Raw genomic sequence first — 26,539 nt, 5'->3', positions numbered from 1 at the left:
GGTTGGGCCCAGGTTGTCCCCTTGCCCCCAACCGCCTAAATCAGACCGGACAACGAGGATCATTCATGCAGGACTCCCAGAACAGCTCGCCGGGCTGGCACGGCACCACGATCTTGACGGTCCGCAAGGGCGGCAGGGTGGTGGTCGGCGGCGACGGCCAGGTTTCGATCGGCCAGACCGTGATCAAGTCCAACGCCAAGAAGGTCCGCAAGCTCGGCAAGGGCGACGTGATCGGCGGCTTTGCCGGCGCCACCGCCGACGCCTTCACCCTGTTCGAGCGGCTGGAGGCCAAGCTCGAGCAATATCCGGGGCAGCTGACCCGGGCCGCGGTGGAGCTGGCCAAGGACTGGCGCACCGACCGCTATCTGCGGCGGCTGGAGGCCATGATGATCGTGGCCGACAAGGACGTCTCCCTGGTCCTGACCGGCACCGGCGACGTGCTGGAGCCCGAGGCCGGCGTGATGGCGATCGGCTCCGGCGGCAATTACGCGCTGGCGGCGGCACGGGCCCTGCTCGACACCGACAAGGACGCCGAGACCATCGTCCGCCGCGCCATGGACATCGCCGCCGACATCTGCGTCTACACCAACCGCAGTCTGACCATCGAGAGCCTGGCGACGGGGTAGGGGCTCGATGGGAATAGCCCCAATCAGCGCATCGACGTAGGTGCGTTCCCTCCCCTTGTGGGGGAGGGAACGGAGAGAGCCTTGCTGTCGATCGAGCTCATTTCGACCTCAGCTAGTCACCGCGAGATGATCACCTACACCTTCCGTCCGATGACCATGGCCGACATGCCGCTGATCCGGCGCTGGCTCGATGCGCCCCATGTCGCCGAATGGTGGCATGATCCGGAGACGCTCGAATTCGTCGGTGGCGATCTCGATCATCCCGATCTGGCGCAGTTCATCGTCAGCCTTGACGGCCGGTCGTTCGCCTATCTGCAGTGCTACCGGATCGGCGATTGGCACCTCAGCTTCGGCCCGCAGCCGGTGGGCACACGCGGCCTCGATCAGTTCATCGGCGAGGCTGACATGCTCGGATGCGGCCACGGCTCTGCTTTCATCCGCGCCTTCATCGACGAGCTGTTCGCGCGCGGCGTGCCGCGCATCGTGATCGATCCTGCTCCGGCCAATGCCCGCGCCATTCGTGCCTATGAGAAAGCCGGATTTGTGCCGCAGCATGTTATCGTCTCGCCCGACGGTCCTGCACTCCTGATGATCCGAGACTCATGACGCTCACCGCGACCCCCGCTGCGAAGACCGCCTTTCCGCCGCTCGGCTGGGTCGGCATCGCGTTATTGCTGTTGGCACTGCAGGCCGCGATCCTGCTCGCCATGGGGCGGGTGCCGATCTGCACCTGCGGCACTGTCAAGCTGTGGCACGGCGTGGTCAACAGCTCGGAGAACTCCCAGCAGATCGCCGACTGGTACAGCTTCTCGCACGTCCTGCACGGCTTCCTGTTCTATGGCCTGACCTGGCTGCTGTTCGCGCGCCTGCCGTCGTTCCTGCCCCTCTCTCTTCCAAGTTTATCTTGGCCGGCCCGCCTGATCGTCGCCATGCTGATCGAAGGCGCCTGGGAGATCGTCGAGAACTCGCCCTTCATCATCGAGCGCTACCGCGCCGGCACCATCTCGCTGGATTATTTCGGCGACAGCATCGTCAACTCGGTCTCCGACAATCTGGCCATGGTGCTCGGGTTCCTGGTCGCGCGTGCGCTGCCCGTGACTGCGACCGTCCTGCTCGGTCTCGGCTTCGAGATCATGCTGGCGCTTCACATTCGCGACAATCTGACGCTGAACATCCTGATGCTGATCCATCCGATCGAGGCGGTGAAGCAGTGGCAATCCGGCCCGCCGATCATCTGACGGCGAAAAAAGCGGCTTGTCCAACCTCGCAAACGACCCTAGCTAAGGTCCCATGACAGACTTCTCTCCGCGTGAAATCGTTTCCGAACTCGACCGTTTCATCGTCGGCCAGGCCGATGCCAAGCGCGCCGTCTCGATCGCGCTGCGCAACCGCTGGCGGCGGCAACAGCTGTCCGGCTCCTTGCGCGAAGAGGTGCTGCCGAAGAACATCCTGATGATCGGCCCGACCGGCGTCGGCAAGACCGAGATCGCGCGGCGGCTCGCCAGGCTCGCCAACGCACCGTTCCTGAAGGTGGAGGCGACCAAGTTCACCGAGGTCGGCTATGTCGGCCGCGACGTCGAGCAGATCGTGCGCGACCTCGTCGAGGTCGCGATCGCCCAGGTCCGCGAGAAGAAGCGCAAGGACGTGCATGCCCGCGCGCAGCTCGCCGCCGAGGAGCGCGTGCTCGACGCGCTGGTCGGCGCCAATGCCTCGTCCACGACGCGCGAATCCTTTCGCAAGAAGCTGCGCGCCGGCGAGCTCAACGACAAGGAAATCGAGATCGAGACGCAGTCCTCGGGCGGCGGCATGCCGATGTTCGAGATCCCGGGCATGCCGGGCGCGCAGATGGGCGCGATCTCGCTCGGCGACATCTTCGGCAAGCTCGGCGGCCGCAACAAGACGCGGCGGCTCACGGTGGAGAGCTCGCACGAGATCCTCGTCAACGAGGAATCCGACAAGCTGCTGGACACCGAGCAGCTGACGCTGGAGGCGATCAGCGCGGTCGAGAACAACGGCATCGTGTTCCTGGACGAGATCGACAAGATCTGCGCGCGCGACGGCCGCGTCGGCGGCGACGTCTCTCGGGAGGGCGTGCAGCGCGATCTCCTGCCGCTGATCGAGGGCACCACGGTCTCGACCAAGCACGGCGCCGTGAAGACCGACCACATCCTGTTCATCGCCTCCGGCGCCTTCCACGTCGCCAAGCCGTCCGATCTGCTGCCGGAATTGCAGGGCCGCCTGCCGATCCGCGTCGAATTGCAGGCGCTGACCCGCGACGACATGCGGCGCATCCTGACCGAGCCCGAGGCCTCGCTGATCAAGCAATATGTCGCTTTGATGCAGACCGAGGGCGTGACGCTCGACATCACCGACGGCGCGATCGACGCTCTCGCCGACGTCGCGGTTGCCGTCAATTCCACCGTCGAGAACATCGGCGCGCGGCGGCTGCAGACCGTGATGGAGCGGGTGCTGGACGAGATCTCCTTCACCGCCCCCGACCGCAGCGGCGAGACCGTCAGGGTGGACGCCGATTTCGTGCAGAAGCACGTCGGCGACCTCGCCAAGAACGCGGATCTGAGCCGGTTCATTTTGTAAATCGCCAGGCCCGCGCTATTCATTCCGGCGTCGTCCCCGCGAACGCGGGGACCCATAACCACAAGCGGTCCTTGTTAGAACTGATGGCGGCTCCGATCCCGGCACACACGGCCTCCTGTGGTTATGGGTCCCGGGTCGCGCTTCGCTTGCCCGGGACGACAGCGGAGGTTGCTCTCACCGGTTCGGGTGGGGCGTGACCGCGCGCATCCCGCAGAATCCCTGGCGGCTGCTGCTCGCGATCAACGCGGCGGTCATCGTCGGCGTCTTCATCCACAAGATCCAGCTGCCGCCTTACGTCCCCTACATTCATCTCCTGGTCGACTATCATTTCGGCTTCATCAAGCGCGCGCTGATCGGGGCCATGGTCGCGCTGGTCACGGACAAGGTGCCGGTCTGGCTGGTGTTCGCGCTCGGCGGCGTGACATGGCTCGTGACGCTCGGGCTGTTCTCGAGGATCTTTCAGAAAACCTTCGGCTTCACCGCGAAGACGCTGCCGCTGCTCGTCGTCATGGCGGGCTCGCCGTTCTTCCTGAAGAACTTCATGCACACGCTCGGCCATTTCGACATCTACGGCTGCGCGCTGGCGCTCGTGCTGATGCTGATGCCGGCGCGCTCGCTGCTGTTCGTCGCCACGGCCGCGCTGTTCTCGATCATTCTCGTGCTGATCCACCACATTCACCTGCTGATGTATGTGCCGACGATCATCACCATCGTCGTGGTCAGGCACTATCTCGCTTACGGGCTCAATCGCGGCAATGCCGCGTTCGGTAGCGTCGCCCTTGCGGTCGTCTCGGTGCTATTCTTCGCCGCGCAATTCTGGGGAACGATGCCGATCCCGGAAGCGGATTTCGTCGCCTATTTGAAGACGCGCATGGCCGATCCGTCGCGAACCGACCTCCTGCAGTTCGCCTATATCTGGTACCAGCCGCTGGCGAAGGAGGTCTTGGACACCTGGGGCCGCCTGCCGCACAACATCCTCGGCGTACCCGTGTTCGCAGCTCTGATCTGGCTGCACACGCCGTTGTGGCGTTTCTTCGCAAACCTGATCGGCGCGCTCGCCGGCGAGATGCACCGCCGCCTCATCATCGCGGCGCTGATCGGCATCAGCTTCGCCTACCTCGTGATGTTCGCCATGGTGTTCGACTATTCGCGCTGGATCTCGAACTGGGCGGTCTGCATGTTCCTGATCCTGCATGCCGTGAAGATGCTGCCGGCAGCGCGGGAGATTCCGCTGATCCCGGCGGAGGATCGCAACACCAACATCTTCGGCCTGATCATCACACTGATCCCGCGCGTCGGCATCATCCGGCCGTTTTGAAGCTTCGCTTGCAGCCGCAGCGGCAGTGTGCCCCCTCTCCCGCTTGCGGGAGAGGGCTGTCTCCGCAGGCGAGAACCCCCAATAAGAAAGAGCCCTCACCCGGCGCTCCGCGCCGATCTCTCCCGCAAGCGGGAGAGGTGTAGAGCCGCTACGATCGTGCCCGCCTGATCCGCACGTACAGCGCGCCCTCGCCGCCGTGGCCGATATGCGCCGTCTCGAAGCCGACGACGAAGGCGCGGAATTCCGGCAGGCTCAGCCATTCCGGCACCTGGCGCCGCAACACGCCGCTTTCGCCGCCGGAGCGGCCCTTGCCGGTGATGACGAGCACGAAGGTCAGGCCGTCGTGATGGGCGCGGTGCAGAAATCCGGTCAGTGCGCGATGGGCGCGCGTCTGCGTCATGCCGTGCAGATCGAGCCGCGCCTCGATCTCGCGGCGGCCGCGCGACAGTTTTGTCCGCTCGCGCTTGCCGAGCGGCGCCAGGGGCGGGACGGCCGGTTTGGCGGCACGCGGCGCCGGTGCAGCGGCCACCGACCGTGGCGATGACGCAGTCCGCGAGACGGATGCTGCGGGCAACGGCTCGGTGCGCGGCGCGGCCTGCGCTTTCGCCGCGCGAAGCTTCCGCAGCGGCTTGACCTGTTTGGCGACAGTGTCCCACAGCGCGCGCTCCTCCTCGCTCAGCGCGCGGCGGCGCGGCGAGGGCCGAGGCTCCAGCACGGGCGGACGGGACGATCGCTTCATTGCTGCCGAGGGGGACGTTTCTTCACCGGCCGCTGCGGCTCCGAGGCAGGCTCGATCGCGGGGCGCGGCACCGGCAGCGGAACCGGACCTGCGATGGCAACGGTTTCGTTCTTGCTGTCCATTGCGCCGGCGACAGCGGCCGGCTTGGATGTCGCCTTGGCCGGATCGGTTTGCGGAAACAGCTTTGCGATCTTCTCCGACGGGCGCGGATCAGGCACCGGCAAGCGTGCAGCCCGCGCCGAGGGATCGAGGCCCTTCGGCACCAGCATGACAAAGTGCATGGGATGGCGCAGCCGCCCGGAGACCCGGCCGGCCTCCTGGCCCGCGCCGAAGAACAGATCGGCGCGCGCGGGGCCGATGATGGCCGAGCCGGTATCCTGCGCGATCATCAGCCGACGGAACGGCGTCTTGGCGCGTTCGGAGTCGATCGGCAGCTCGCCCTCGATGAAGAACGGGGTGCCGTAGACGTGCAGCGACTTGTCGACCGCAATCGAGCGGCCGGCCGTCAACGGAATGCCCTGCGCGCCCACCGCCTCGTCCTTGTCGGACAGGTTGACCTCGCGGAAGAAGATGTAGGCGCGGTTGGCGCGACGCAGCTCCTTGGCGCCGTCAGGATTCTGCGCCATCCATTCCCTGATCTTCTGCATCGACATCTCTTCCTTCGGAATGATGCCGCGCTCGATCAGGATGCGTCCGACGGCGGTGTAGGGATAGCCGTTATAGGCGTCGTAGTTCAGCCGGACCGAGCTGCCGTCGTCGAACTTGATCCGCGCCGAGCCCTGGATCTGGGCGAACAACAGATCGGTCGGGTCCTTCAGCCAGGCAATCTCCAGCCCGCGGCCGGCGATCTTGCCGTCCTCGATCTCGCCGCGGTCGTAATAGGGCACCAGCTTGCGGCGGCCGATCTTGCGATAGACCGGGCCCTTGTTGGGCAGGCTAAGCGAATCCTGCTTGTAGCCGCGCACGAACAGATTCGATGGGCGACGGTAGACCGGAACGTTGTAGATTTCGGTCTGGGTGCGCGACCCCTCCAGCACGGGCTCGTAATAGCCGGTGACGAACCCGGCAGGCTCCCCGAGGCGCGAGATGCGCAGCGGAGTGAAATTCTCCTCGAAGAAGGACTTCGCTTTGGCCTCGTCAGTGAGGTCGAGCGCTTTGGCTGCCTGGCACGGCTCGTTCAGAGACCCGGCCAAGGCCTTGGCCTCGCCGTTCTTGACCTCGGCTGCGCCGTTCTGCGCGTTGATCGAGCGGCAGCTGGCGCGGAATGTCTTGTACGCGGCGAGGTGATCGTCGTCGTCCCAGCCCTTCACGTCCGCCCAGGCGAGCGGCAGATATTGCGCGCCGGAAATTTCGAATGGCAGGGGGAGCTGCGGGTAGGGCAAGGCCCGCAATGGGGCAGCAGGCAATTGCGGCGGATGGTGACGATGATGATGGTGATGGTTGCGATAATGGCGTCGCGCCGCCTCGGCGCCGAGCGAAAACGATGACAGCGCGACGGCGCCTGCGCAAAGCGCGGTCGCGCTGGTCTTCAGAAGGGTCTTAATTCGCGCTTCCGGTGCCAACCAGCTTCCAGTTCGGATCGCGAGAGGTGACGTCGCGGGCGAAAGTCCAGATATCGGTGATGTCGGCGACCGTGTCGGCGCTGCCGTCGACGATGTTGCCGGCCTTGTCGCGGGTGGCCGAGATCATCTGCGAGACGAAACGGATCGTGAGCTGGGAGGTACGGTCGCGCTGCTCGGCGCCAACGAGCTCGGCCTTGTCGATCGAGACGAAGCGGGTCTCGGTCTTCTGCTCGTTCTTCTCGCGCTCCTTGATCGCGGCGTCGAAGCTTTCGTAGACCTCCGACGACAGCAGGTCGCGCAGCGCGCGGCGGTCGCCATTGGCAAAGGCCAGCACGATCATCTCATAGGCGCCGCGGGCGCCCGAGATGAAATGACGCGGGTCGAACGTGGAATCCTTCTCGACGATGGCGTCCAGACCCTGCGCCAGCGCGGTGCCGGGTTCCGCCAGGCCCTTCCAGCGGTCGGCAGGCGGGGTCGGGTCGGCCGAGGGCGCCAACGGGGCCTGGTCGATCACCTTGCCCGGCATGGTCACGACGTTATTGTCCTGGGCGCCTCCCAGCGCATTGCGGGCGGCGGTCCGGTCGAACGGCGGCCGTTCGTTGCCGGTTCGCTGTCCGAGCACGCTGCGCAGCCGCAGAAAGATGAAGACCGCCAGCGCCAGGAAGATGATGGTGTAGATGTCCACGTCGGATTCGCTTTCTGGTCTTTGCTCTGGGTCTTCGCTTTTGGTGTCGTCGCCGGGAAAATCAATCCGGCCAGTAGACCGTTCCCTACGGGAACGGCAAGTCTACATCGCCAATTTAGGTCCACATCAGGTCAGTGGGATGTAGGCACGAAATCTTGCCCGGCCAATGGCGCCTTTTGGCACAGCACCAAGTGTAGCGCGTTTTATGCTTAAGGGGAAACCCGATCCTGCCCGGAAATCGCGTATCTTCAATCGTTTAAGGCGCAATTTTACCGAAAAGGCAGGGTGACCGTCGCACGTGGCGGCGCGGACCGAATCCCTGGCCCCGGGACCGTTCGTCCTTGTGGAACGAGGCGGCCCTATGTTAGCCAACCGCCGCGAAATTCAGCCCAAATCGGGTAAGGAGAGACTCTCATGACCAACGGTAACGGCACCCCTCCCGAGGCGGCCCAGGCTCCCCAGCTCAACGTGCTGGCGCAATATACCAAGGACCTGTCGTTCGAAAATCCGAACGCGCCGGGCTCGCTCCAGCAGCAGAGCCAGCCGCCCCAGATCAACATCCAGATCAATGTCAGCGCCAACAATCTCAGCGAGCAGGAGTTCGAGGTGACGCTGTCGGTCGAGGGCAAGGCCGACACCGCGGGCAAGATCATGTTCTCGTTCGAGCTCGCCTATGCCGGCGTGTTCCGCATCGCCAACGTGCCGAAGGAGAATCTGCATCCGCTGGTCATGATCGAGTGCCCGCGCCTGCTGTTCCCGTTCGCCCGCGAGATCATCGCGACCGCGGTGCGCGACGGCGGGTTCCCGCCCCTGATGCTGGATCCGGTCGACTTCGTCGGTCTCTATCGCCAGAACATGGAGCGGCAAATGGCCGCCCAGGGCGGTGGCCAGACCGGCCAAGCCTGACCGGCAGCCCTAACCGGCCGGGGCGACTGGAGCGGCGAGATACTCGTTCCAGATCGCCTTTTCGCCCATCGTTGCGATGAAGGCCCGATGGGCCTCTCTTTCGGCATCCGAAACCCGCGGCGCGAGCGGCACCAGGCGCTGCCGCCGTGGCGTATCGCCCGCGGCATTGATACGAATCTCTTCCCTCTCCGAGGCCAGAAGCAGCTGCGACTGCCGGGCTCCGACCAGGTCGACATAGACCTCGGCCAGCAGCTCGGCGTCCAGCAGCGCGCCGTGCTTGGTGCGGTGTGAATTGTCGATTGCATAGCGTGAGCAGAGATCATCGAGCCGGTTCGACACGCCCGGATGCTTGCGCCGCGCCAGCAGCAGCGTATCGACCAGCCGCTCCCGCGGGATCGCCGCGCGCTTGATCCGGTCGAGCTCGGCATTGATGAAGCTGATATCGAACGAGGCGTTGTGGATCACCAGCGGGTCGTCGCCGATGAACTCCAGAAACGCATCGACGACCTCGTGGAACAGCGGCTTGGTCGACAGGAATTCGGCCGACAGCCCGTGCACCGCGAAGGCTTCCGCCGGCATGTCCCGCTCGGGATTGATATAAACGTGATAGGTCTGGCCCGTCGGCATGCGGTTCAGGATCTCGACGCAGCCGATTTCGACCAGACGATCGCCGCGAAGCGGATCGAGGCCGGTGGTTTCGGTGTCGAGGACGATTTCGCGCATGTCTTGAGATCAGCGTCTTGAGATCGGGGTCGTGAGAGCCGTGTCAGGCGGCGAATCAGATTCTGCCGCTGCGGCATCTTAACGACCTCGGCCAGGATGTGCGCGATTTGCGCCCGCACCGGCTCGAGTCCGTGTGAGGTATCCACCACGAAATCCGCGCGCTTGCGCTTCTCGGCATCGGGCATCTGCTTGGCGATGATGGCATCCAGCTTGGCTTCGTCCATCGTGCCCCGCGCCAGCACCCGCTCGCGCTGGAGTTCCGGCGAGGTCGACACCACGACCACGGCGTCGACCCGCTTCTCGCCGCCGGTCTCAAACAGCAGCGGGATGTCGAGCACCACGACGGGCGCCTTGGCCGCCTCGGCCTCGGCAAAGAATTTTTGCCGGGAGGCGCCGAGCATCGGATGCACGATCTGCTCGAGCTGCTTGATCGCGGCGGGATCATGCACGACGCGCGCCGACAGCTTCGGCCGGTCCACCTTGCCGTTCACGGTGGTACCTGGAAAGGCAGCCTCGATCGCCGGAGCTGCTTCGCCCTCATAGAGCTGATGCACCGCGGCATCGGCGTCGTAGACGGGCACACCGGCCTCCGCGAACAGTTTCGCGGTGGTGGATTTTCCCATCCCGATCGAGCCGGTCAGTCCCAGGATCCGCATCAGCGCGCAGCCATCTCCGTCAGTCACACCGCAACTAGCCGCTCACGCCGCAGGAACGCAAGCAGCGGTAGCAGCGGCAGACCCAGAATGGTGAAATGATCGCCCTCGATGCGCTCGAACAGATGGACGCCCAGTCCCTCGAGTTGGTAGGCCCCGACACTGGTCGTGACGGCGTCGCCGGCTGCATCCAGATAGGCCGACAGCTCCGCATCGGTCATCCCGCGCATGGTCATGCGGGCGATCGAGACATCTTCGAAGACAATCTTGCCGTCATGCGCCACGGCCACCGCCGAATTCAGCTCATGGGTGTTGCCGGCGAGATCGCGCAATTGCGCCAAGGCCTGGTCGCGGCCGGACGGCTTGTTGAAGAGGCGGCTGCCAAGCGCTAGGGTCTGATCGGCGCCGATCACGTAGCTCCCGGGATGACGGGCAGAGACCGCCTTGGCCTTTTCACGCGCGAGCAGCAGGGCGATCTCGCGCGGACTTGAAAGCGCTGAGACGGCCTGAATGCCGCGTTCGTCGATATCGGCGGTAACAGCCCAGAACTCCAGCCCGGCATTGGCCAGCAGCATTTTTCGCGCGCTGCTCTGCGAGGCCAGGATCAACGGAGATGTGCCGAGCCACAGACCCATCGCGACAACTATTCGGTCGGCCGGTTGCGTTGGCGATCGCTGTAAAGTTTCATGATCGCCGCCGCGGTTTCCTCAATCGAGCGGCGCGTGACGTCCAGCAGCGGCCAATCGTGCTTGGCGCTGAGCTTGCGCGCAAACGCGACCTCCTCGGTGACCGATTGCTTGTCGGTGTAGGTATCGCTGCCGGACTCTGCACCCATCGAGAGCAGGCGATTCTGACGGATCTGGATCAGGCGTTCCGGCGTCGCGTGCAGGCTGACGACCAGCGGCCGCGTCAGTGTCTCCAATTGCGAGGGCACCGGAATGCCCGGAACCAGCGGCACGTTGGCGGTGCGGATGCCGCGATTGGCGAGATAGATCGACGTCGGCGTCTTCGAGGTGCGGGAGACGCCGACCAGGACGACGTCGGCGTCGTTGAGACCATCGACATGCTGGCCGTCGTCGTGGATCATGGTGTAGTTCAGCGCGTCGATGCGCTTGAAATATTCCGCGTTGAGGACGTGCTGGGCGCCGACGCGGCCCGTGGTCGCAGCCCCGAGATAGGCTTCGAACAGCTGCATCACCGGGCCGATGATCGACAGGCTCGGAACATTGATCTGCTTGCACTTGTCCTCGAGTCTGGCGACCAGATCCTTCTCGAGCAGCGTGAACAGCACGATTCCCGGGGCTTCCTCGATCTCGTCGAGCACGCGATCGAGCTGCTTCTGGCTGCGTACCAGCGGATAGACGTGCTCGACCGGCGTGACGTTGGCGTATTGGGCCGCAACCGCGCGCGCCACCGTGATCAGCGTCTCACCGGTGGAGTCGGAGACGAGGTGCAGATGGAAATAATTGTTCGAGGTCGGCACAAAAACTCTTTGTATGAGGGCGGGGCGGATTGTGGATTTCTGTGGAGCTTAACCCCTCGGAAAGGGTTGCGCGACACCGGGGGCGGGACAAGTGCCAATTTTGTTCACACCGCTGCCCCGGAGAACAAGTCTGCCGCCCGGTCGGATCGGATTCGGGATTGCGCGGACAAATGCCTTGATAAGCTGCCGACAGAATCGCGCAAGTCTTTGCAGCTGGCTGACTTATCGGAAGTCGGCAGACCCGGCCGGGATATGTGGATGGATGTGAACAAGCGCGCGTGAACTCGCGGATGGAATTGCATGAGTCCAATCCACGGTCACATAGACTCAAACCTTAAGAATCTAAGATTCTAGATTTGAGGAAGGCGCTACGGACAGATATGTGTGCACGGTGAGACCTTAACGAGTTCTTACTATCCCCAGTTCCCTGCACTGGGCAGAAAGCCGGACCCGCGAAAATGTTCGAAGACGTCTATCTCTGGATCAAGGCGCTGCACGTGATCGCCGTCATCGCCTGGATGGCCGGCATGCTCTATCTGCCGCGGCTGTTCGTCTATCATTCCGAAGCCGAGGTCGGCTCGAAGCAGTCGGAAACGTTCAAGGTGATGGAACGCCGGCTGCTCAAGGCCATCATCAACCCTGCCATGATGGTCACCTGGCTCGCCGGGCTCTATCTCGCCTGGTCCGGCCATTGGTTCTCGTTCGGCTGGCTGCACGTAAAACTTGCACTGGTGCTGGCGATGTCTGCGGTCCACGGCTTTTTTTCCCGCTGGCTGAAGGATTTCGCCGCCGACCGGCGCCCGCGCACTCAGAAATTCTATCGCATTATCAATGAGGTGCCGACCGTCATGATGATTTTCATCGTCATCATGGTGATCGTGAAGCCGTTCTAGGCAAGGCGCGCGACGATAAGCCCAGCGCTTCGGCTTGCGGAGCAGGAAGCGATTTTCTATATTGGCGACATCCCACCCAACGCAGGCGGATGTGGTTGTGTCTGAGCTTTCCAGAGGCCGGACACCGCATCAGGTTTGAAGCCTCACCGGCACTTAACCTTGCCAGACCTGCGGACCTTACCTTCTCACGTCCGCATTTCAGAGCCTCCTCGCACCCCCTTCCAAGGTTACCCCACAGGACCACCCCAATGCGGGAAATTAAACTTCAGGACCTCAAGTCGAAGACGCCGGCCGAGCTCGTCTCGTTCGCGGAAGAGCATGGGGTTGAGAACGCCAGCACCATGCGCAAGCAGGAGCTGCTGTTCGCCATTCTCAAGCAGCTTGCGCTCGCCGAAACCGACATCGTCGGCGAGGGCGTCGTCGAGGTTCTCTCCGACGGCTTCGGTTTTCTTCGCTCGCCCGATGCGAATTATCTGCCGGGCCCGGACGACATCTACGTTTCGCCGTCGCAGATCCGCCGTTTCGGCCTGCGCACCGGCGACACCATCGAAGGCCATATCCGCAGCCCGAAAGAGGGCGAGCGCTACTTCGCGCTGCTGAAGGTCAACACGCTCAATTTCGAGGATCCGGAAAAGGCCAAGCACAAGGTCAATTTCGACAACCTCACACCGCTGTTTCCGAATCAGCGCTTCCGCATGGAAATCGACGATCCGACGCGGAAAGACCTTTCTGCACGGGTGATCGACATCGTCGCTCCCATCGGCAAGGGCCAGCGCGCTCTGATCGTGGCGCCGCCGCGCACCGGTAAGACCGTGCTGATGCAGAACATCGCGCACTCGATCACGCACAATCATCCCGAATGCTACCTGATCGTGCTGTTGATCGACGAGCGTCCGGAAGAAGTCACGGACATGCAGCGCTCGGTGAAGGGCGAGGTGGTGTCGTCGACCTTCGATGAGCCGGCGGTGCGCCACGTCCAGGTCGCCGAGATGGTGATCGAGAAAGCCAAGCGTCTGGTCGAGCATGGCCGTGACGTCGTGATCCTGCTCGATTCGATCACGCGCCTCGGCCGCGCCTATAACACCGTGGTGCCGTCCTCCGGCAAGGTGCTGACCGGCGGTGTCGATGCCAACGCGCTGCAGCGCCCGAAGCGGTTCTTCGGTGCCGCCCGCAACATCGAGGAGGGCGGCTCGCTGACCATCATCGCGACCGCCCTGGTCGATACCGGCAGCCGCATGGACGAGGTCATCTTCGAAGAGTTCAAGGGCACCGGCAACTCGGAACTGATCCTGGACCGCAAGGTCTCGGACAAACGCACCTTCCCGGCGATCGACATCTCGCGCTCCGGCACCCGCAAGGAAGAGCTCATCACCGATCCGCAGGTGCTCAAGAAGATGTACGTGCTCCGCCGCATCCTCAACCCGATGGGCACGATGGACGCGATCGACTTCCTGCTCGACAAGCTGCGCTCGACCAAGAGCAATTCGGAGTTCTTCGACTCCATGAACACCTGAGTGCAGTGCAGCATAAGCTGCCTGGCTCAAAAAGGGCGCCTTTGGGCGCCCTTCTTATTGTGCAGCCTTGTTGCGGGAAAGGTGCAGCATGGAAGGCGATGCTGGGCCGGAGCTGCCATTTCGCGTAACGAGCTGATTTCTATGCTGAATTGGTAGAATCTCGTTGCCCCTGTGGATCAGCCGACGCGAATATTGCAGCAAAAGCCGTTACTATGTTGCGATGCAACATGTGGATTGCTGCAGCAAACAGCGCAGCAATCGTGCTGACTTGTCGCCAGAGCGGGCATTTGCGTTTTGATCGGCAGCTGGACAAATAGGCCATGCATCCGCGGGATCAGACCATCTTTGCATTGTCGTCCGGTCGGGCACCGAGCGCCATCGCCGTGGTGCGCGTGTCGGGATCTCAGGCCGGCCAGGTTCTGACGCTGCTTGCCGGCAAGCTGCCGGCGCCGCGGCTCGCCAGCCGCCGGTTGCTCCGCGACGGGGCGGGCCAGCCGATCGACGATGCGGTCGTGCTCTGGTTTCCAGGGCCGGCCAGCGCGACCGGCGAGGACGTCGCCGAATTCCACGTCCATGGCGGCCGCGCGGTGCTGGCGACGCTCCTGTCCTCTATTTCTGTTATTCAGAATACGCGCGCGGCCGAGCCGGGGGAGTTCACGCGGCGGGCCTTCGAGAACGGCAAGCTCGACCTCACGGAAGCCGAGGGTCTCGACGATCTCATTCATGCCGATACCGACCGGCAGCGGCGCCAGGCGCTGCGGCAGTTGCAGGGCCTGCTCGGTGACCGCGCGCGCGAGTGGCGCGAGCGGATGATCGAGGCGTCGGCGCTGATCGAAGCCGGCATCGATTTCTCTGACGAAGGCGATGTGCCCGCCGAATTGATGGCGCCGGCCGTCGCGGCGATCAAGGCGCTGCATGGTGAAATTGCAGAAGTCCTTGCGGCACAGGGACATTCTGAGCGCTTACGTGACGGGCTGGTGGTGGCGATCGCGGGCGAGCCGAATGTCGGCAAGTCGACGCTGATGAACCAGCTGGCGCGCCGCGAGGTCGCGATCGTCTCGCCGCATGCCGGCACGACGCGCGACGTGATCGAGGTCCAGCTCGACCTCGATGGCTATCCGGTCACGATCATCGACACCGCCGGCATCCGCGAGACCGACGATCCGGTCGAGCAGGAGGGCGTGCGCCGGGCGCGGGCGCGGGCCGAGGATGCCGACTTGGTGTTGTGGCTGGTCGAGTCCGGGCAAGCGGTCGATTCCGAGACGATGCGGCCGCTTCGGAATTCCGGGAAGGATGCCGATCCGTCCGGCGGCCCGGTCTGGATCGTGCGCAACAAGATCGATCTGGGCGGGACCGGGAGCGCCGCGGCGCGCGGCCAGTTTGCGATCTCGGCGCGGGATGGAGTCGGCATCCCGGAACTGATTCAAGCGCTCGTCAAATTCGCGGCCGAGTTCTTCGGAGCCAGCGAGAGCGGCATTGTGACCCGGGCACGCCAGCGCGAGCTCTTGAGCCGCGCCTCGGACAGCTTGCGCCGGAGCCTTGAGCTTGTCGAAGAGGGCGAGGAGCTGGCCGCCGAAGAATTGCGGGCCGCCGCTTTTGCGCTCGGCCGGCTGCTGGGGCGGGTCGACGTCGAGGATGTCCTTGGGGCGATCTTCCAGAAATTTTGTATCGGAAAGTAGATCTAGTTCTTCATTGTAGAACTAGCCCTTCTTCCATTTCTTGGTGTTTCACGTGAAACGGTGGAACCGCGTGTTTCAGGTGAAACAGCAGTTCCAAGAACCGTCTGCAGACGAATGGCGTCGGCTGCGGCGCCGACCGACGCGCCTAAAGTTGCCCCGATTCCTCCGCACATTGGCTCAGGTCACAGAAATGAACGGTATGCTCCCACGTGCCCCGGCCGCAGCAGCGTCCCTTCGACGGTCGCTGCCGAGCCGGGGCCCAGGATGTCGCAACGGGAGGCGCGCAGCTTCAGGATCCCGGCCTGCGCAGCAAAGTGCGCGTTTCTGCTTGTCCAGGACGGCGGGGAATCCCGAGGGCCCTTCGTGAAGAGGTGATTGGTTTCCCACCGAGTTTAATGACCGGATTGCTGGGCCTGCCGACGAAGACGAGCCGGCGCCGCATCATGGCGGTCTGGGCCAAGAAGTCACGACTGGCTGATCCCCGCCAAGGGGCGGCTGGTCCAACTCACGTCGGCGGCCGCCGAGCCTGTTTCACGTGAAACGTGGTCAGATCTGCCGTTCTCGCAAGTCCAAAACATGAGCCAGAACAATGCCATTCTACTGTGCATGGGGTTGTTTTCGCGAAATTTGTTCTTGTCTATTCGTTTCACGTGAAACACGCCTCGCTCAGTTTCCGCTTCCGGCTTTCCCGCCTCTGAGCTAGAAGTCCGCCCATGCAAGCAGAGCGAGAGAGCTTCGACGTCATCGTGATTGGCGGCGGCCATGCCGGCTGTGAAGCCGCGGCAGCGTCCGCCCGGATGGGCGCAACGACCGCCTTGGTCACGCATCGTTTCTCGACCGTCGGCGCCATGTCCTGCAATCCCGCCATCGGCGGCCTCGGCAAGGGCCATCTGGTGCGCGAAATCGATGCGCTCGACGGTTTGATGGGCCGCGTCGGCGACGCCGGCGGCATCCAGTTTCGCGTGCTCAATCGCCGCAAAGGTCCGGCTGTCCGTGGTCCCCGGGCCCAGGCCGACCGGAAGCTCTATGCGGCGGCGATGCAGGCCGCGATCCGTGAGACAGAGGGACTGTCCGTCATCGAAGGCGAGGCCGATGAGCTGATCGTGGCCGAGGGTCGGGTCACCGGTCTGCGTTTGGCCGATGGCCGCGAGCTTCGGGCAGGGGCCGTGGTGGTCACCACCGGCACCTTCCTGCGCGGTCTCATCCATCTCGGCGAGCAGAATTGGCCGGCCGGCCGCGTCGGCGAGGCCCCGGCCATGGGTCTTTCCGTCTCGTTCGAGCGTGCCGGCTTCACCCTGGGACGGCTCAAGACCGGCACGCCGCCGCGTCTGGACGGCACCACGATCGACTGGGCCGCGGTTGAGATGCAGCCCGGAGACGAGCCGCCGGAGCCATTCTCGGTCATGACCGAGCGGATCACGACCCCGCAGATCCAGTGTGGGATCACCCGGACCACCGCAGCAACCCATGATGTGATCCGGGCCAATGTCCATCGCTCGCCGATGTACTCTGGCCAGATCAAGAGCTCCGGACCGCGCTATTGCCCGTCGATCGAGGACAAGATCGTCCGCTTCGGCGACCGCGACGGCCACCAGATCTTCCTGGAGCCGGAAGGGCTCGACGACAGCACGGTCTATCCCAACGGCATCTCGACCTCGCTTCCTGAGGAGATCCAGCTCGCGATCCTCGCCAGCATCCCTGGCCTGGAGCGGGTGAGGATGGTGCGCCCGGGCTATGCCATCGAATACGACCACATCGATCCCCGCGAGCTCGATCCGACCCTGCAGACCAAGCGTCTGCGCGGTCTGTTCCTGGCCGGGCAGATCAACGGCACCACCGGATATGAAGAGGCCGCCGGGCAGGGCATCGTCGCCGGGTTGAATGCGGCACTTGCTGCGAGCGGGGCGGCCCTGACGGTGTTCGACCGGGCCGACGGCTATCTCGGTGTGATGATCGACGATCTCGTCACCCGCGGGATCAGCGAGCCGTATCGAATGTTCACCTCGCGGGCCGAGTACCGGCTCACGCTGCGCGCGGACAACGCGGATCAGCGTCTGACCGAGAAGGGCATAGCGCTCGGATGTGTCGGAAACGCCCGGACCCTGCACCACCGCGCCAAGATGGACGCCCTGAATGCGGCCCGGACGCTCTCGAAGTCGCTGACGATCACGCCAAACGAGGCGATCAAGCACGGATTGTCCCTGAACCGGGACGGTCAGCGCCGGTCGGCCTTCGAGCTGATGGCCTATCCGGAGATCGGCTGGAGCCAGATCCGGGCGATCTGGCCGGAGCTGGCGGGGATCGACCCTGTGATCGCGACCCATCTCGAGATCGACGCCAAGTACGACGTCTATCTCGAGGCGCCAGAGCGCCGACGTCGAGGCCTTCCGGCGCGACGAGGGGATGGTGCTGTCAGACGTCGACTACAGCCTCGTTCCCGGTCTTTCCAACGAAGTGCGGGCCAAGCTGGAGAAGGCGCGGCCGTTCACCGTCGGCCAGGCGGGCCGGATCGACGGCATGACGCCGGCTGCACTCGGCATCCTGGCGGCCTATCTCCGGCGCGAGGCACGGAAAAGCTCCAGAGCAATTGCATAAGCCAAATCGCATAGGCGTTTCACGTGAAACAGCGCGGACCGGGCGGGGACAGGCCGCTATCACGACGACCCAATACGGGTGAGGGCGCGGGTCGCCGATCGGACCCCGCGCCGGTCAAACCGAAAATCGACAAGGCCAGCGCCAAAGACGAGGCGCTGGATTCCATCATCGCCTCCGACAAGCGCGCAGCACTGACGCTCGCGCCCGTTTCACATGAAACGGAAGCGCGGCTCGACCGCTACATCGCCCTGCTGCGGGAGTGGCAGGCCAAGACCAATCTGGTCGCGCCCTCGACCTTGCCGCATCTTTGGACCCGGCACATCGCCGACTCGCTCCAGCTCATCGACCTCGCGCCCACGGCAAGACGCTGGGCCGACCTCGGCAGCGGCGGCGGCTTTCCCGGTGTCGTCCTGGCCTGCGCCATGGCGGGGATCCCGGGCGCCAGCGTCCATCTCGTCGAGCGGATCGCCAAGAAGGCGGCGTTCCTGCGCGAAGCGATTCGCATCACCACATCGCCGGGAGTCGTACATCTCGCTGAGATCGGGGATAATGTGGATAGAATCACCGGCCCCGTCGATTGCGTGACCGCGCGCGCGCTGGCTCCGCTACACCAGCTCATCGGCTTTGCGGAGCCGCTGATGCGCCAAGGCGCGAAGGCGCTGTTTCTCAAGGGCCAAGATGTAGAGGCTGAATTGACCGAAGCCGCTAAATATTGGAATATTGAGCCTCAGCTGCACCAGAGCCGCACGGGCGACGGCTGGATCGTGGAGCTCAATGCCGCCCAACGGCGCAGCTGAGGCGCGCAGGGGTTGAGTGGGGAAATTTCGATGACCGTGATTGACGAGCCGCAGCAGGACAAGACGCAAGAGCCGACCGCGGAGGTGCCGCATGGCCACCCGCGCATCCTGGCACTGGCGAACCAGAAGGGCGGTGTGGGAAAGACAACCACAGCGATCAATCTGGGTACGGCGCTCGCGGCGATCGGCGAACGTGTTCTGATCGTCGATCTCGATCCCCAAGGCAACGCCTCGACCGGCCTCGGCATCGACCGCCGCAACCGCTCCTGCTCGACCTACGACGTGCTGGTCGGCGAAGCCGCCTTGCGCGAGGCCGTGGTCTCGACCGCGGTGCCGCGGCTGCACATCGCGCCCTCGACCATGGACCTCTCCGGTCTCGAGCTCGAGCTTGGCACCACGCCCGGCCGCGCCTTCAAGCTGCGCGACGCCATCGGCGCGCTCAACAACAACGTCTCGCCGGATGCCGACTACACCTATGTGCTGATCGACTGCCCGCCTTCGCTGAACCTGCTCACGGTGAACGCGATGGCGGCTTCGACGCGATCCTGGTGCCGCTGCAATGCGAGTTCTTCGCGCTCGAAGGCCTGTCGCAATTGCTGCAGACGGTGGAGCAGGTGCGCTCGACGCTGAACCCGAACCTGTCGATCCACGGCATCGTGCTGACCATGTTCGACTCGCGCAACAACCTCTCGAACCAGGTCGTCGCCGACGTCCGCCAGTTCATGGGCGAGAAGGTCTACAAGACGATGATCCCGCGCAACGTGCGCATCTCGGAGGCGCCCTCCTACGGCAAGCCGGTGCTGGTCTATGATCTCAAATGCGTCGGCAGCGAAGCTTACTTGCGGCTTGCCACCGAGGTGATCCAGCGCGAGCGCGAGCTGCGAACCACGCATTGACGCTGTCGTAGGGTGGGTTGGCCGAAGGCGTAACCCACCACTGTCTATCTCCGCGGAAACACAAGAGGTGGGTTACGCTTCGCTAACCCACCCTACGTTCGAAATTCAGTTCTGGAGTGCTGCACCGTGAATCCAAGGGAGCTGGCGATGGCCGATGAAGCGCGTTCGCGACTGGGCCGGGGACTTGCAAGTCTGATCGGTGACGTCGGCGGCGAGGCTCAGCATGTCGATCGTCCGCGCGCGCAGCGCAAGGTGCCGATCGAATTCATCAAGGCCAATCCGCGCAATCCGCGCCGCACCTTTTCCGACGCCGAGCTGAAGGAGCTCAGCGAGTCCATCAAGCAGCATGGCGTGATCCAGCCGATCGTGGTGCGTCCGGTGAAGGGCGCACAGGACCGCTACGAGATCATCGCCGGCGAGCGGCGCTGGCGCGCCTCGCAGATGGCCGGCCTGCACGAGGTGCCGATCGTCCCGGTCGATATCAGCGACAGCGATGCGCTGGAGTTCGCGATCGTCGAGAACGTGCAGCGCGAGGACCTCAACCCGATGGAGGAGGCGCAGGGCTATCATGCGCTCGCCAACGAGTTCAAACGCAGCCAGGACGACATCGCAAAGGTCGTCGGCAAGAGCCGCAGCCACGTCGCCAACATGATGCGCCTGACCAAGCTCCCGGCCGAGGTGCAGGCTTTCATCGCGACCGGCGAGCTGACGGCCGGCCATGCCCGTGCGTTGATCGGCGTGCCGGATCCGCTCGCCGCCGCCAAACGCATCGTCGAGGAGGGACTCAACGTCCGCCAGGCCGAAGCACTGGCGCATGAAGAGGGCGTTCCGGAGCGCAAGCCGCAAAAGGCGCGCGCGACCGGGGGGAAGGAAAAGGACCCCGATACGATCGATCTGGAGAAGCGCGTCAGCGATGCGCTCGGCCTCAAGGTCACCGTCAACCACCGCGACCCCGGCGGCTCGGTGCAGATCAACTATCGCAACCTCGATCAGCTCGACGAGGTGATGAAGCGACTGGCCAAGGGCGCGCTGTAGGACTTGGGTGTCATTCCGGGGCGCGCGCAGCGCGAACCCGGAATCCAGAGATGGTGGCGCGACATTCTCAGGCGCGCGATTGCGCGCCGTAGTTCATGCTGCGCGTGAATTGGAATGACACCAGCTGTTCGGCGCTCACCTACATCCACTGCGTCATTGCGAGCGAAGCGAAGCAATCCAGAATCTGTCCGCGCAAGGATTCTGGATTTGCTTCGTCGCAAGTGCTCCTCGCAATGACGAGGAGAGAGTTCGGCTCAGCCCCGCCGCTTCGCGTTCGCGGCGATCGCCATCAGCGTGCGCTGGGCGATAGCGGCGGCGAGCGTCGATTGCTTGCGGGTGTCGAGCGCGGCGGTCGCGAGCTGCTCGATGACGGCGGCGAGCTTCGTCACGCTAAAATTGCGCAGCGCCATTTCGACCGCGGGCTTTCGTGAAAAATGCAGGCGCGGAAAGCCGCCATCGAGCACGGCGGAGGCAGGCTGTCCGTCGGCGATGGCGAGCGCGGATTTGTGCAGCCACGCAGCCTGGCGCTGCGCGGCGGAGATGATCACGCCGGGATAGGTGCCCGCGATCATGGCTTTTGCGAACTCGGTCTCGACGATGTCGGGCCGCCCGGCAAAGGCGCCGTCGACGATCGGGTCGAGCTTCAGTTCGGACGCGTCCGCAACCACGGCCATCACGTCGTCCAGCGTGATCTCGCCCTTGCCGTGGGCGTAGAGCGTGAGCTTGCGCAGCTCGTTGCGCGAGGCCTGACGGTCGCCGCCGAGGAACGACATCAGCGCCGCGCGGGCGTCCTGCGCGATACGCAGATTCGCGATGCGCAGCTCGTCGTCCATCAACTTGGCGAGGTCGCGCTCGGTGTCGGGATAGCAGCCGATCGCCACAGCCGTCTTGGCGCGCTCGCAGGCCTTGCGCAGCGGCGATTCCGGCCGGAGCTCACCGGCCTCGATCACGATGCGGCAATCCTTCACGTTCATCTCGGCCAGGGTGTCGATGCCGCCGGCAAAGCTGCGCGAGCCGGCGCGAACGCGAATGGCGCGGCGGCCGCCGAACAGCGGCACCGTCATTGCCTCGTCGACGAGGCGCGAGGGTTCGGCGGAAAGCTCGTCGCCGTCGAGCCTGACCAGCGAGAACGGATCGTTGGGATCATCGACCGCCGATGCGATCAACGCATCGGCGCGCTCGCGCACGAGGCCGGCGTCGGGACCGTAGAGCAGGATGATCGGACGGCCCGCATCGGGGCGGGCCAGGAAGCTGTCGATCTCTTTTCCGCGCAGCGCGACCATGGTCCAGATCGTCATTCCGGGGCGCGCGCAGCGCGAACCCGGAATCCTGAGGTTGGGGATCGAGATTCCGGGCCCACGCTTCGCGTGCCCCGGAACGACGCAAGGATGTTACGTGCCCGCGGTAAAGAACGAGGCGAGCCGGGTCGTGATGTTCTCGGCAATCTCGTTGGCGGCACGGTCCTCCGCATCGCGCACGGCGCGGGTGCGGGAGAAGCGCTGATAGGACCCCGGCATGTCGTAGGACACGCGCGAGAAGGTCGAGCCGGAGACGACGGACTTGCCGGTCACGACGTCGACCAGATTGTATTGGGCATCGATACCGAGATTTTCGCTGGTCGGCAGTCCCGTCGTGGTGCTGACGATCAGCGAGGAGCGGCTGGTGGTGAAGCGGATGTCCAGCCGGTGGGTCGGCGGCATGCCCGTCGCCGAGCCGTAAAGCTTGAAGGCGAGGGCGTTGCGGATCTCGACGCCGACGCGAGCCTCGCGAGAGGCATTGGGCTTGATGATCGGCGGCAGCTCGATCCCCATCAGCTTCTCGCGCAGGCCGGGGGTGCCGTCGTTTCGCTCGGCATACATCGGCTGGAAGCAGCCGGCCGTCAACGCGGCCAGGGCGGCGACCGCCAGCAAGCGGGCTGCGATGCGGATCCTAGCCGACAACATTTACGATCCTCTTGGGGACGATGATCACCTTGCGGACGGGCTTGCCGTCCAGGGCCAGCTTTACCGCATCGAGGGCCAAAACGGCAGCCTCGATTTCCGGATTCTCGGCCGCTGTTGCAACTGTGACCTCACCCCGCTTCTTGCCATTGACCTGGACCACCAGGGTCACGCTGTCCTCAACCAGCAAATCGCGTTCGATTTGGGGCCAATCGGCCTCGGAAACCAGCCCGCTCTGGCCCAGAGCCTGCCAGCACTCCTCGGCGAGGTGCGGCATCATCGGGGAGAACAGCTGGACCAGGATCTGGCCGGCTTCCCGGATCGCCCAGGCGAGGTCAGCGGACGGCTGGCTGGGGCGCTGCAGGATCTCCGAGAAGGTATTGGCGAATTCGCGGATATGGGCGAGGCAGACGTTGAAGTGCAGCCGCTCGATCCCGGTGGTGACCTTGTCCAGCGCACCATGGGCGGCCTTGCGCAAGAGGGTGGCATCCGGGCCGAAGCTGGCCGGCCGGGAAGCCGACGCGCCTTTGCCGAGCGCAACGGAATCGTTCACCAGCCGCCACAGCCGCTGCACGAAGCGCGAGGCGCCCTGGACGCGCTCGTCGCTCCAGATCACGTCGCGGTCGGGCGGGGAGTCCGACAGCATGAACCAGCGGGCGACGTCGGCGCCGTAGGTCTCGATGATGTCGTCGGGATCGACCGTGTTCTTCTTCGACTTCGACATCTTCTCGATCGGGCCGATCGCGATGTCCTCGCCGGTGCTGAGCAGCGTCGCGCGGCGCCCATTGCCGCCCACTTCGACCTTGACCTCGGCCGGCTGCACATAGGTGCCGTCGGCCTTCTGGTAGGTCTCGTGCACCACCATGCCTTGCGTGAACATGCCGGCGAACGGCTCGTCCAGCGCGATGTGCCCGGTCGCCTTCATGGCACGGGTGAAGAAGCGGCTGTAGAGCAGATGCAGGATGGCGTGCTCGACGCCGCCGATATACTGGTCGACCGGCAGCATCCGGTTGGCGACCGCAGGTGTGGTCGGCGCGTTCTCGTTCCAGGGATCGGTGAAGCGCGCGAAATACCAGGACGAATCCACGAAGGTGTCCATGGTGTCGGTTTCGCGCTGGGCCTTGGCTCCGCATTTGGGGCAGGTGACGTGCTTCCAGGTCGGATGATGGTCGAGCGCGTTGCCCGGCCGGTCGAAGGTCGCGTCGTCAGGCAGCTTCACCGGCAGGTCGGCATCCGGGACCGGCACCACGTCGCATTTCGGGCAATGGATGACGGGAATCGGGCAGCCCCAATAGCGCTGGCGCGAAATGCCCCAGTCGCGCAGGCGGAAATTGACCTGACGCTCGCCGACCGGCGCATTGCCGCGCAGCTCGCTCTCCAGACGTCTTGCGACCTCGTCCTTGGCCTGCTCGATGGTCATGCCGTCGAGGAAGCGCGAATTGATCATGCGGCCGTCGCCGTCATAGGCGGTGTCGGTGATGACGAACGATTTCGGGTCCTGGCCCTCCGGACACACCACCGGCGTGTTGCCGAGACTGTACTTGTTGACGAAGTCGAGGTCGCGCTGGTCGTGCGCGGGACAGCCGAAGATCGCGCCGGTGCCGTATTCCATCAGCACGAAATTGGCGACATAGACCGGCAGCTTCCAGGAGGGATCGAACGGATGCACCGCGCGGATGCCGGTGTCGAAGCCCTGCTTCTCCGCGGTGTCGATGATCTCCTGCGCGGTGCCGATCTTCTTGATCTCGGCAATGAACGCGGCAAGCTCGGGGTTCTTCGCGGCTGCGGCCTGTGCCAGCGGATGATCCGCCGAGATTGCCATGAATTTCGCGCCGAACAACGTGTCCGGGCGCGTCGTGAAGATCTTCAGTTCACTCTCGCCGGCCGGCGTCGTCGCCGCATCCAGCGCGAAACGGATCAAGAGGCCTTCGGAGCGCCCGATCCAATTGCGCTGCATCAGCCGCACCTTGTCCGGCCAGCGGTCCAGCGTATCCAGCGCCGACAACAGCTCCTGCGAGTACTTCGTGATCTTGAAGACCCACTGGTTCATCTCGCGCTGCTCGACCACAGCGCCCGAACGCCAGCCACGGCCGTCGATCACCTGCTCGTTGGCGAGCACGGTCATGTCGACGGGGTCCCAGTTCACCTTGCGCTTCTCGCGCTCGGCCAGGCCTTCGCGCAGGAAGTCCAGGAACATCTTCTGCTGGTGCTTGTAATAGGAGGGATCGCAAGTCGCGATCTCTCTGGACCAGTCCAGCGACAGCCCGATCGAGCGGAGCTGCTTCTTCATCGCGGCGATGTTGTCGTAGGTCCAGGCCTTGGGCGCGACCTTGCGTTCGATCGCGGCATTCTCGGCCGGCAGGCCGAACGCGTCCCAACCCATCGGGTGCAGTACGTTGAACCCCTTGGCGCGCATGAAGCGGGCCAGCACGTCGCCGAGCGTGTAATTCCGGACATGGCCGATATGGATGCGCCCGGACGGGTAGGGGAACATCTCGAGCACATAATATTTCGGCCGCGAATCATCGTTCTTGGAGACGAAGATCGCCTGCTCGTCCCAGAGGCGTTGCCAGCGCGGTTCGGCGTCGCGGGCGTTGTAGCGTTCGGAGGTCATGGAATCGTTGCGTTTTTGTGGGTCCGGCGGTCTCAAGACGGCGGACTAGGCCATAGAAGACCTCGGGGGGTCAATGGGTTGCCGCGATCTGGAACTTTGACGCGGCCTCCGCATAACTACGAGGGCCGATGTTGGGGCGCGATTAAGGGCTTGATGCCAGTTTGCGGCCTGACAGGACCGCATGACAGCGATGGATTCAAGCTTCGACGATCCCGACTACGATTATGCCGCCTCCATCGCCGGACGGGCGATGCGCAGCATGGCCGAACAGCGGATTGCGCCGACGCCGGCTAATTTTGCGGTCTGGTACCAATATTTCGCGGGCAGCCACGACGATCTGCGCAACGCGATCGATCTGCTGATCGACCACAATCGTCCGTTCGACGCCCGAACCAATCAGGACCTGTTCGAGACCTATGTCGCACCCCAGGTCAGCGCCATCGCCGTCGACACCTCCGAGCGGCTGCATGGGCTCATGGGTACGGCGAGGGAATTCCTGTCGACCGCGATCGCTGACAACCATTCGCAGATGCGGGTCATCAGCGAGGTGGCGGACCAGGGCAAGGCCGGCGTCGATCCGAAGACGCTCGTCGCCCAGCTCATGAACGAGCTGGCCCGGGCCGCCACGAAGGCGACCCAGCTCGAGGCCGGCTTTGCCGAGAAGACCCGCGAGCTCGACCTCATCAGGGATTCGCTCACGAGGTCCGAGCAGCGCGCGCGGACCGACACGCTGACGGGCCTCGCGAATCGGCGGGCGCTCGACGAATTCCTGCGCAAGGCGCTGGCGACGGCGGATTGGGGCGAGCCGCTCAGCGTGCTGCTGCTCGACATCGACCACTTCAAGTCTTTCAATGACAATTTCGGCCACAGCGTCGGCGACCAGGTGCTGCGCCTGATGGCGAAGGTGTTGCGCGAGAAGGTTCGCCCGCAGGATCTGCCGGCCCGCTACGGCGGCGAGGAGCTGATCGCGGTGCTGCCGGCCGCCGATCTCGCCAATTGTGCCGAGATCGCCGAGCGCATCAGGCGCTCGCTCGCCGAATGCACGATCACGCGCCGCTCGACCGGCGAGATTCTGCCCAATATCAGCGTGTCGATCGGCGTGGCGCAGTACCGGCCCGGCGAAGCGATCACCGATCTCATCGAGCGCTGCGACCGCGCGCTCTATCTCGCCAAGGGCAGCGGCCGCAATCGCGTGGTGACGGAAGCCGAGCTCGATCGCGCCGGCGCTGCGGGCTAGGTTCGGGCGAGACGATGACGGGGCGTTCCCTCGCCCCGCTTGCGGGCGA

The 26,539-nt window shown here is 64.5% G+C and carries 21 protein-coding genes and 3 pseudogenes; 14 read left to right on the top strand and 10 right to left on the bottom strand.

Annotated elements, in window-relative coordinates; genetic code table 11:
- Positions 1–65: 65 nt before the first annotated feature.
- From hslV to ACETMP_RS23750, 5 genes are all read left to right on the top strand, one after another.
- Positions 66–626: an ATP-dependent protease subunit HslV gene (gene hslV, locus ACETMP_RS23770; RefSeq protein ID WP_028133456.1), complete on the top strand. Its 561-nt coding sequence runs from the start codon at positions 66–68 to the stop codon at positions 624–626.
- A gap of 126 nt (positions 627–752) precedes the next feature.
- Positions 753–1,232, top strand: coding sequence for a GNAT family N-acetyltransferase (locus ACETMP_RS23765; protein WP_375161975.1), 480 nt, complete (start codon positions 753–755; stop codon positions 1,230–1,232).
- Positions 1,229–1,864 (top strand): DUF2585 domain-containing protein, encoded by a 636-nt coding sequence (locus ACETMP_RS23760; RefSeq protein WP_375158091.1) that lies wholly within the window; start codon positions 1,229–1,231, stop codon positions 1,862–1,864. The genes ACETMP_RS23765 and ACETMP_RS23760 overlap by 4 nt, the downstream gene beginning before the upstream one ends.
- A gap of 52 nt (positions 1,865–1,916) precedes the next feature.
- Positions 1,917–3,221 (top strand): ATP-dependent protease ATPase subunit HslU, encoded by a 1,305-nt coding sequence (hslU, locus tag ACETMP_RS23755; protein ID WP_375158090.1) that lies wholly within the window; start codon positions 1,917–1,919, stop codon positions 3,219–3,221.
- A gap of 193 nt (positions 3,222–3,414) precedes the next feature.
- Complete coding sequence (locus ACETMP_RS23750) at positions 3,415–4,539, top strand: hypothetical protein (RefSeq protein ID WP_375158089.1); 1,125 nt, start codon at positions 3,415–3,417, stop codon at positions 4,537–4,539.
- Positions 4,540–4,687: 148 nt separating this feature from the next.
- On the opposite strand, the gene ACETMP_RS23745 is transcribed toward ACETMP_RS23750, so the two are convergent.
- From ACETMP_RS23745 to ACETMP_RS23735, 3 genes are read right to left on the bottom strand one after another with little or no spacing between them, the layout of a single operon-like run.
- Complete coding sequence (locus ACETMP_RS23745) at positions 4,688–5,278, bottom strand: Smr/MutS family protein (RefSeq protein ID WP_375158088.1); 591 nt, start codon at positions 5,276–5,278, stop codon at positions 4,688–4,690.
- Positions 5,275–6,840 (bottom strand): murein transglycosylase A, encoded by a 1,566-nt coding sequence (locus ACETMP_RS23740; protein WP_375158087.1) that lies wholly within the window; start codon positions 6,838–6,840, stop codon positions 5,275–5,277. The genes ACETMP_RS23745 and ACETMP_RS23740 overlap by 4 nt, the downstream gene beginning before the upstream one ends.
- Entirely contained in the window at positions 6,818–7,525 is a 708-nt protein-coding gene (locus ACETMP_RS23735) for a Tim44/TimA family putative adaptor protein (RefSeq protein ID WP_028133449.1), read from the bottom strand. The genes ACETMP_RS23740 and ACETMP_RS23735 overlap by 23 nt, the downstream gene beginning before the upstream one ends.
- Before the next feature lie 414 nt (positions 7,526–7,939).
- On the opposite strand from ACETMP_RS23735, the gene secB reads away from it, so the two are divergent.
- Entirely contained in the window at positions 7,940–8,431 is a 492-nt protein-coding gene (gene secB, locus ACETMP_RS23730; protein ID WP_028133448.1) for a protein-export chaperone SecB, read from the top strand.
- A 9-nt stretch (positions 8,432–8,440) separates the two neighbouring features.
- Here secB and dnaQ read toward each other — a convergent pair whose 3' ends face one another.
- The 4 genes and pseudogenes from dnaQ to ACETMP_RS23710 form a co-directional block, all read right to left on the bottom strand.
- Positions 8,441–9,154: a DNA polymerase III subunit epsilon gene (gene dnaQ, locus ACETMP_RS23725; RefSeq protein ID WP_028133447.1), complete on the bottom strand. Its 714-nt coding sequence runs from the start codon at positions 9,152–9,154 to the stop codon at positions 8,441–8,443.
- 62 nt (positions 9,155–9,216) lie between these two features.
- Positions 9,217–9,810, bottom strand: a pseudogene (gene coaE, locus ACETMP_RS23720) (dephospho-CoA kinase); the annotation flags it as partial.
- A gap of 23 nt (positions 9,811–9,833) precedes the next feature.
- The gene (locus tag ACETMP_RS23715; protein WP_375158086.1) at positions 9,834–10,442 is read right to left on the bottom strand and encodes a Maf family nucleotide pyrophosphatase; all 609 of its coding nucleotides are present in this window, start codon (positions 10,440–10,442) and stop codon (positions 9,834–9,836) included.
- 8 nt (positions 10,443–10,450) lie between these two features.
- Positions 10,451–11,290, bottom strand: a complete 840-nt coding sequence (locus ACETMP_RS23710) for a pyruvate, water dikinase regulatory protein (protein WP_028133444.1) — start codon at positions 11,288–11,290, stop codon at positions 10,451–10,453.
- 458 nt (positions 11,291–11,748) lie between these two features.
- Between ACETMP_RS23710 and hemJ the strand changes: the two genes are divergently transcribed.
- The 7 genes and pseudogenes from hemJ to ACETMP_RS23675 all read left to right on the top strand — a co-directional run bounded on the left by hemJ (position 11,749) and on the right by ACETMP_RS23675 (position 20,699).
- Positions 11,749–12,183: a protoporphyrinogen oxidase HemJ gene (hemJ, locus tag ACETMP_RS23705; RefSeq protein WP_375158085.1), complete on the top strand. Its 435-nt coding sequence runs from the start codon at positions 11,749–11,751 to the stop codon at positions 12,181–12,183.
- 248 nt (positions 12,184–12,431) lie between these two features.
- Positions 12,432–13,697 (top strand): transcription termination factor Rho, encoded by a 1,266-nt coding sequence (gene rho / locus ACETMP_RS23700; protein ID WP_028133442.1) that lies wholly within the window; start codon positions 12,432–12,434, stop codon positions 13,695–13,697.
- 320 nt (positions 13,698–14,017) lie between these two features.
- Entirely contained in the window at positions 14,018–15,376 is a 1,359-nt protein-coding gene (gene mnmE / locus ACETMP_RS23695; protein WP_375158084.1) for a tRNA uridine-5-carboxymethylaminomethyl(34) synthesis GTPase MnmE, read from the top strand.
- Between the two features lie 713 nt (positions 15,377–16,089).
- Positions 16,090–17,971 (top strand): annotated as a pseudogene (gene mnmG, locus ACETMP_RS23690) (tRNA uridine-5-carboxymethylaminomethyl(34) synthesis enzyme MnmG).
- A gap of 125 nt (positions 17,972–18,096) precedes the next feature.
- Complete coding sequence (rsmG, locus tag ACETMP_RS23685) at positions 18,097–18,768, top strand: 16S rRNA (guanine(527)-N(7))-methyltransferase RsmG (RefSeq protein WP_375161974.1); 672 nt, start codon at positions 18,097–18,099, stop codon at positions 18,766–18,768.
- 30 nt (positions 18,769–18,798) lie between these two features.
- Positions 18,799–19,664: pseudogene (locus ACETMP_RS23680) on the top strand (ParA family protein).
- A gap of 147 nt (positions 19,665–19,811) precedes the next feature.
- Complete coding sequence (locus tag ACETMP_RS23675) at positions 19,812–20,699, top strand: ParB/RepB/Spo0J family partition protein (protein WP_375158083.1); 888 nt, start codon at positions 19,812–19,814, stop codon at positions 20,697–20,699.
- Positions 20,700–20,953: 254 nt separating this feature from the next.
- Here the strand turns inward: ACETMP_RS23675 and holA are convergent, their stop codons facing one another.
- From holA to leuS, 3 genes are all read right to left on the bottom strand, one after another.
- On the bottom strand, positions 20,954–21,982 hold the full coding sequence (gene holA, locus ACETMP_RS23670; protein WP_375161973.1) for a DNA polymerase III subunit delta: 1,029 nt from the start codon (positions 21,980–21,982) through the stop codon (positions 20,954–20,956).
- A gap of 108 nt (positions 21,983–22,090) precedes the next feature.
- On the bottom strand, positions 22,091–22,642 hold the full coding sequence (gene lptE, locus ACETMP_RS23665) for an LPS assembly lipoprotein LptE (RefSeq protein ID WP_375158082.1): 552 nt from the start codon (positions 22,640–22,642) through the stop codon (positions 22,091–22,093).
- On the bottom strand, positions 22,629–25,253 hold the full coding sequence (gene leuS / locus ACETMP_RS23660) for a leucine--tRNA ligase (RefSeq protein WP_375158081.1): 2,625 nt from the start codon (positions 25,251–25,253) through the stop codon (positions 22,629–22,631). Before leuS ends, lptE begins: the two co-directional genes overlap by 14 nt.
- Before the next feature lie 190 nt (positions 25,254–25,443).
- Between leuS and ACETMP_RS23655 the strand changes: the two genes are divergently transcribed.
- Positions 25,444–26,490, top strand: a complete 1,047-nt coding sequence (locus tag ACETMP_RS23655; protein WP_375161972.1) for a GGDEF domain-containing protein — start codon at positions 25,444–25,446, stop codon at positions 26,488–26,490.
- The last annotated feature ends 49 nt before the right edge of the window (positions 26,491–26,539 follow it).

It is taken from the genome of Bradyrhizobium dasycarpum, assembly GCF_042019905.1.
Taxonomy (GTDB): Bacteria; Pseudomonadota; Alphaproteobacteria; order Rhizobiales; family Xanthobacteraceae; genus Bradyrhizobium; species Bradyrhizobium japonicum_B.
This window is presented reverse-complemented; position numbering and strand designations above follow the sequence as displayed.

Excerpts from the sequence above, each read along its gene's own strand:
- hemJ (WP_375158085.1), top strand. The coding sequence starts at position 11,749 with ATGTTCGAAGACGTCTATCTCTGGATCAAGGCGCTGCACGTGATCGCC.
- mnmE (WP_375158084.1), top strand. The coding sequence starts at position 14,018 with ATGCATCCGCGGGATCAGACCATCTTTGCATTGTCGTCCGGTCGGGCA.
- leuS (WP_375158081.1), bottom strand. The coding sequence starts at position 25,253 with ATGACCTCCGAACGCTACAACGCCCGCGACGCCGAACCGCGCTGGCAA.
- lptE (WP_375158082.1), bottom strand. The coding sequence starts at position 22,642 with ATGTTGTCGGCTAGGATCCGCATCGCAGCCCGCTTGCTGGCGGTCGCC.
- dnaQ (WP_028133447.1), bottom strand. The coding sequence starts at position 9,154 with ATGCGCGAAATCGTCCTCGACACCGAAACCACCGGCCTCGATCCGCTT.
- ACETMP_RS23745 (WP_375158088.1), bottom strand. The coding sequence starts at position 5,278 with ATGAAGCGATCGTCCCGTCCGCCCGTGCTGGAGCCTCGGCCCTCGCCG.
- ACETMP_RS23760 (WP_375158091.1), top strand. The coding sequence starts at position 1,229 with ATGACGCTCACCGCGACCCCCGCTGCGAAGACCGCCTTTCCGCCGCTC.
- holA (WP_375161973.1), bottom strand. The coding sequence starts at position 21,982 with ATGGTCGCGCTGCGCGGAAAAGAGATCGACAGCTTCCTGGCCCGCCCC.
- rho (WP_028133442.1), top strand. The coding sequence starts at position 12,432 with ATGCGGGAAATTAAACTTCAGGACCTCAAGTCGAAGACGCCGGCCGAG.
- ACETMP_RS23675 (WP_375158083.1), top strand. The coding sequence starts at position 19,812 with ATGGCCGATGAAGCGCGTTCGCGACTGGGCCGGGGACTTGCAAGTCTG.
- ACETMP_RS23655 (WP_375161972.1), top strand. The coding sequence starts at position 25,444 with ATGGATTCAAGCTTCGACGATCCCGACTACGATTATGCCGCCTCCATC.
- hslV (WP_028133456.1), top strand. The coding sequence starts at position 66 with ATGCAGGACTCCCAGAACAGCTCGCCGGGCTGGCACGGCACCACGATC.
- hslU (WP_375158090.1), top strand. The coding sequence starts at position 1,917 with ATGACAGACTTCTCTCCGCGTGAAATCGTTTCCGAACTCGACCGTTTC.
- ACETMP_RS23715 (WP_375158086.1), bottom strand. The coding sequence starts at position 10,442 with ATGGGTCTGTGGCTCGGCACATCTCCGTTGATCCTGGCCTCGCAGAGC.
- secB (WP_028133448.1), top strand. The coding sequence starts at position 7,940 with ATGACCAACGGTAACGGCACCCCTCCCGAGGCGGCCCAGGCTCCCCAG.
- ACETMP_RS23765 (WP_375161975.1), top strand. The coding sequence starts at position 753 with ATGATCACCTACACCTTCCGTCCGATGACCATGGCCGACATGCCGCTG.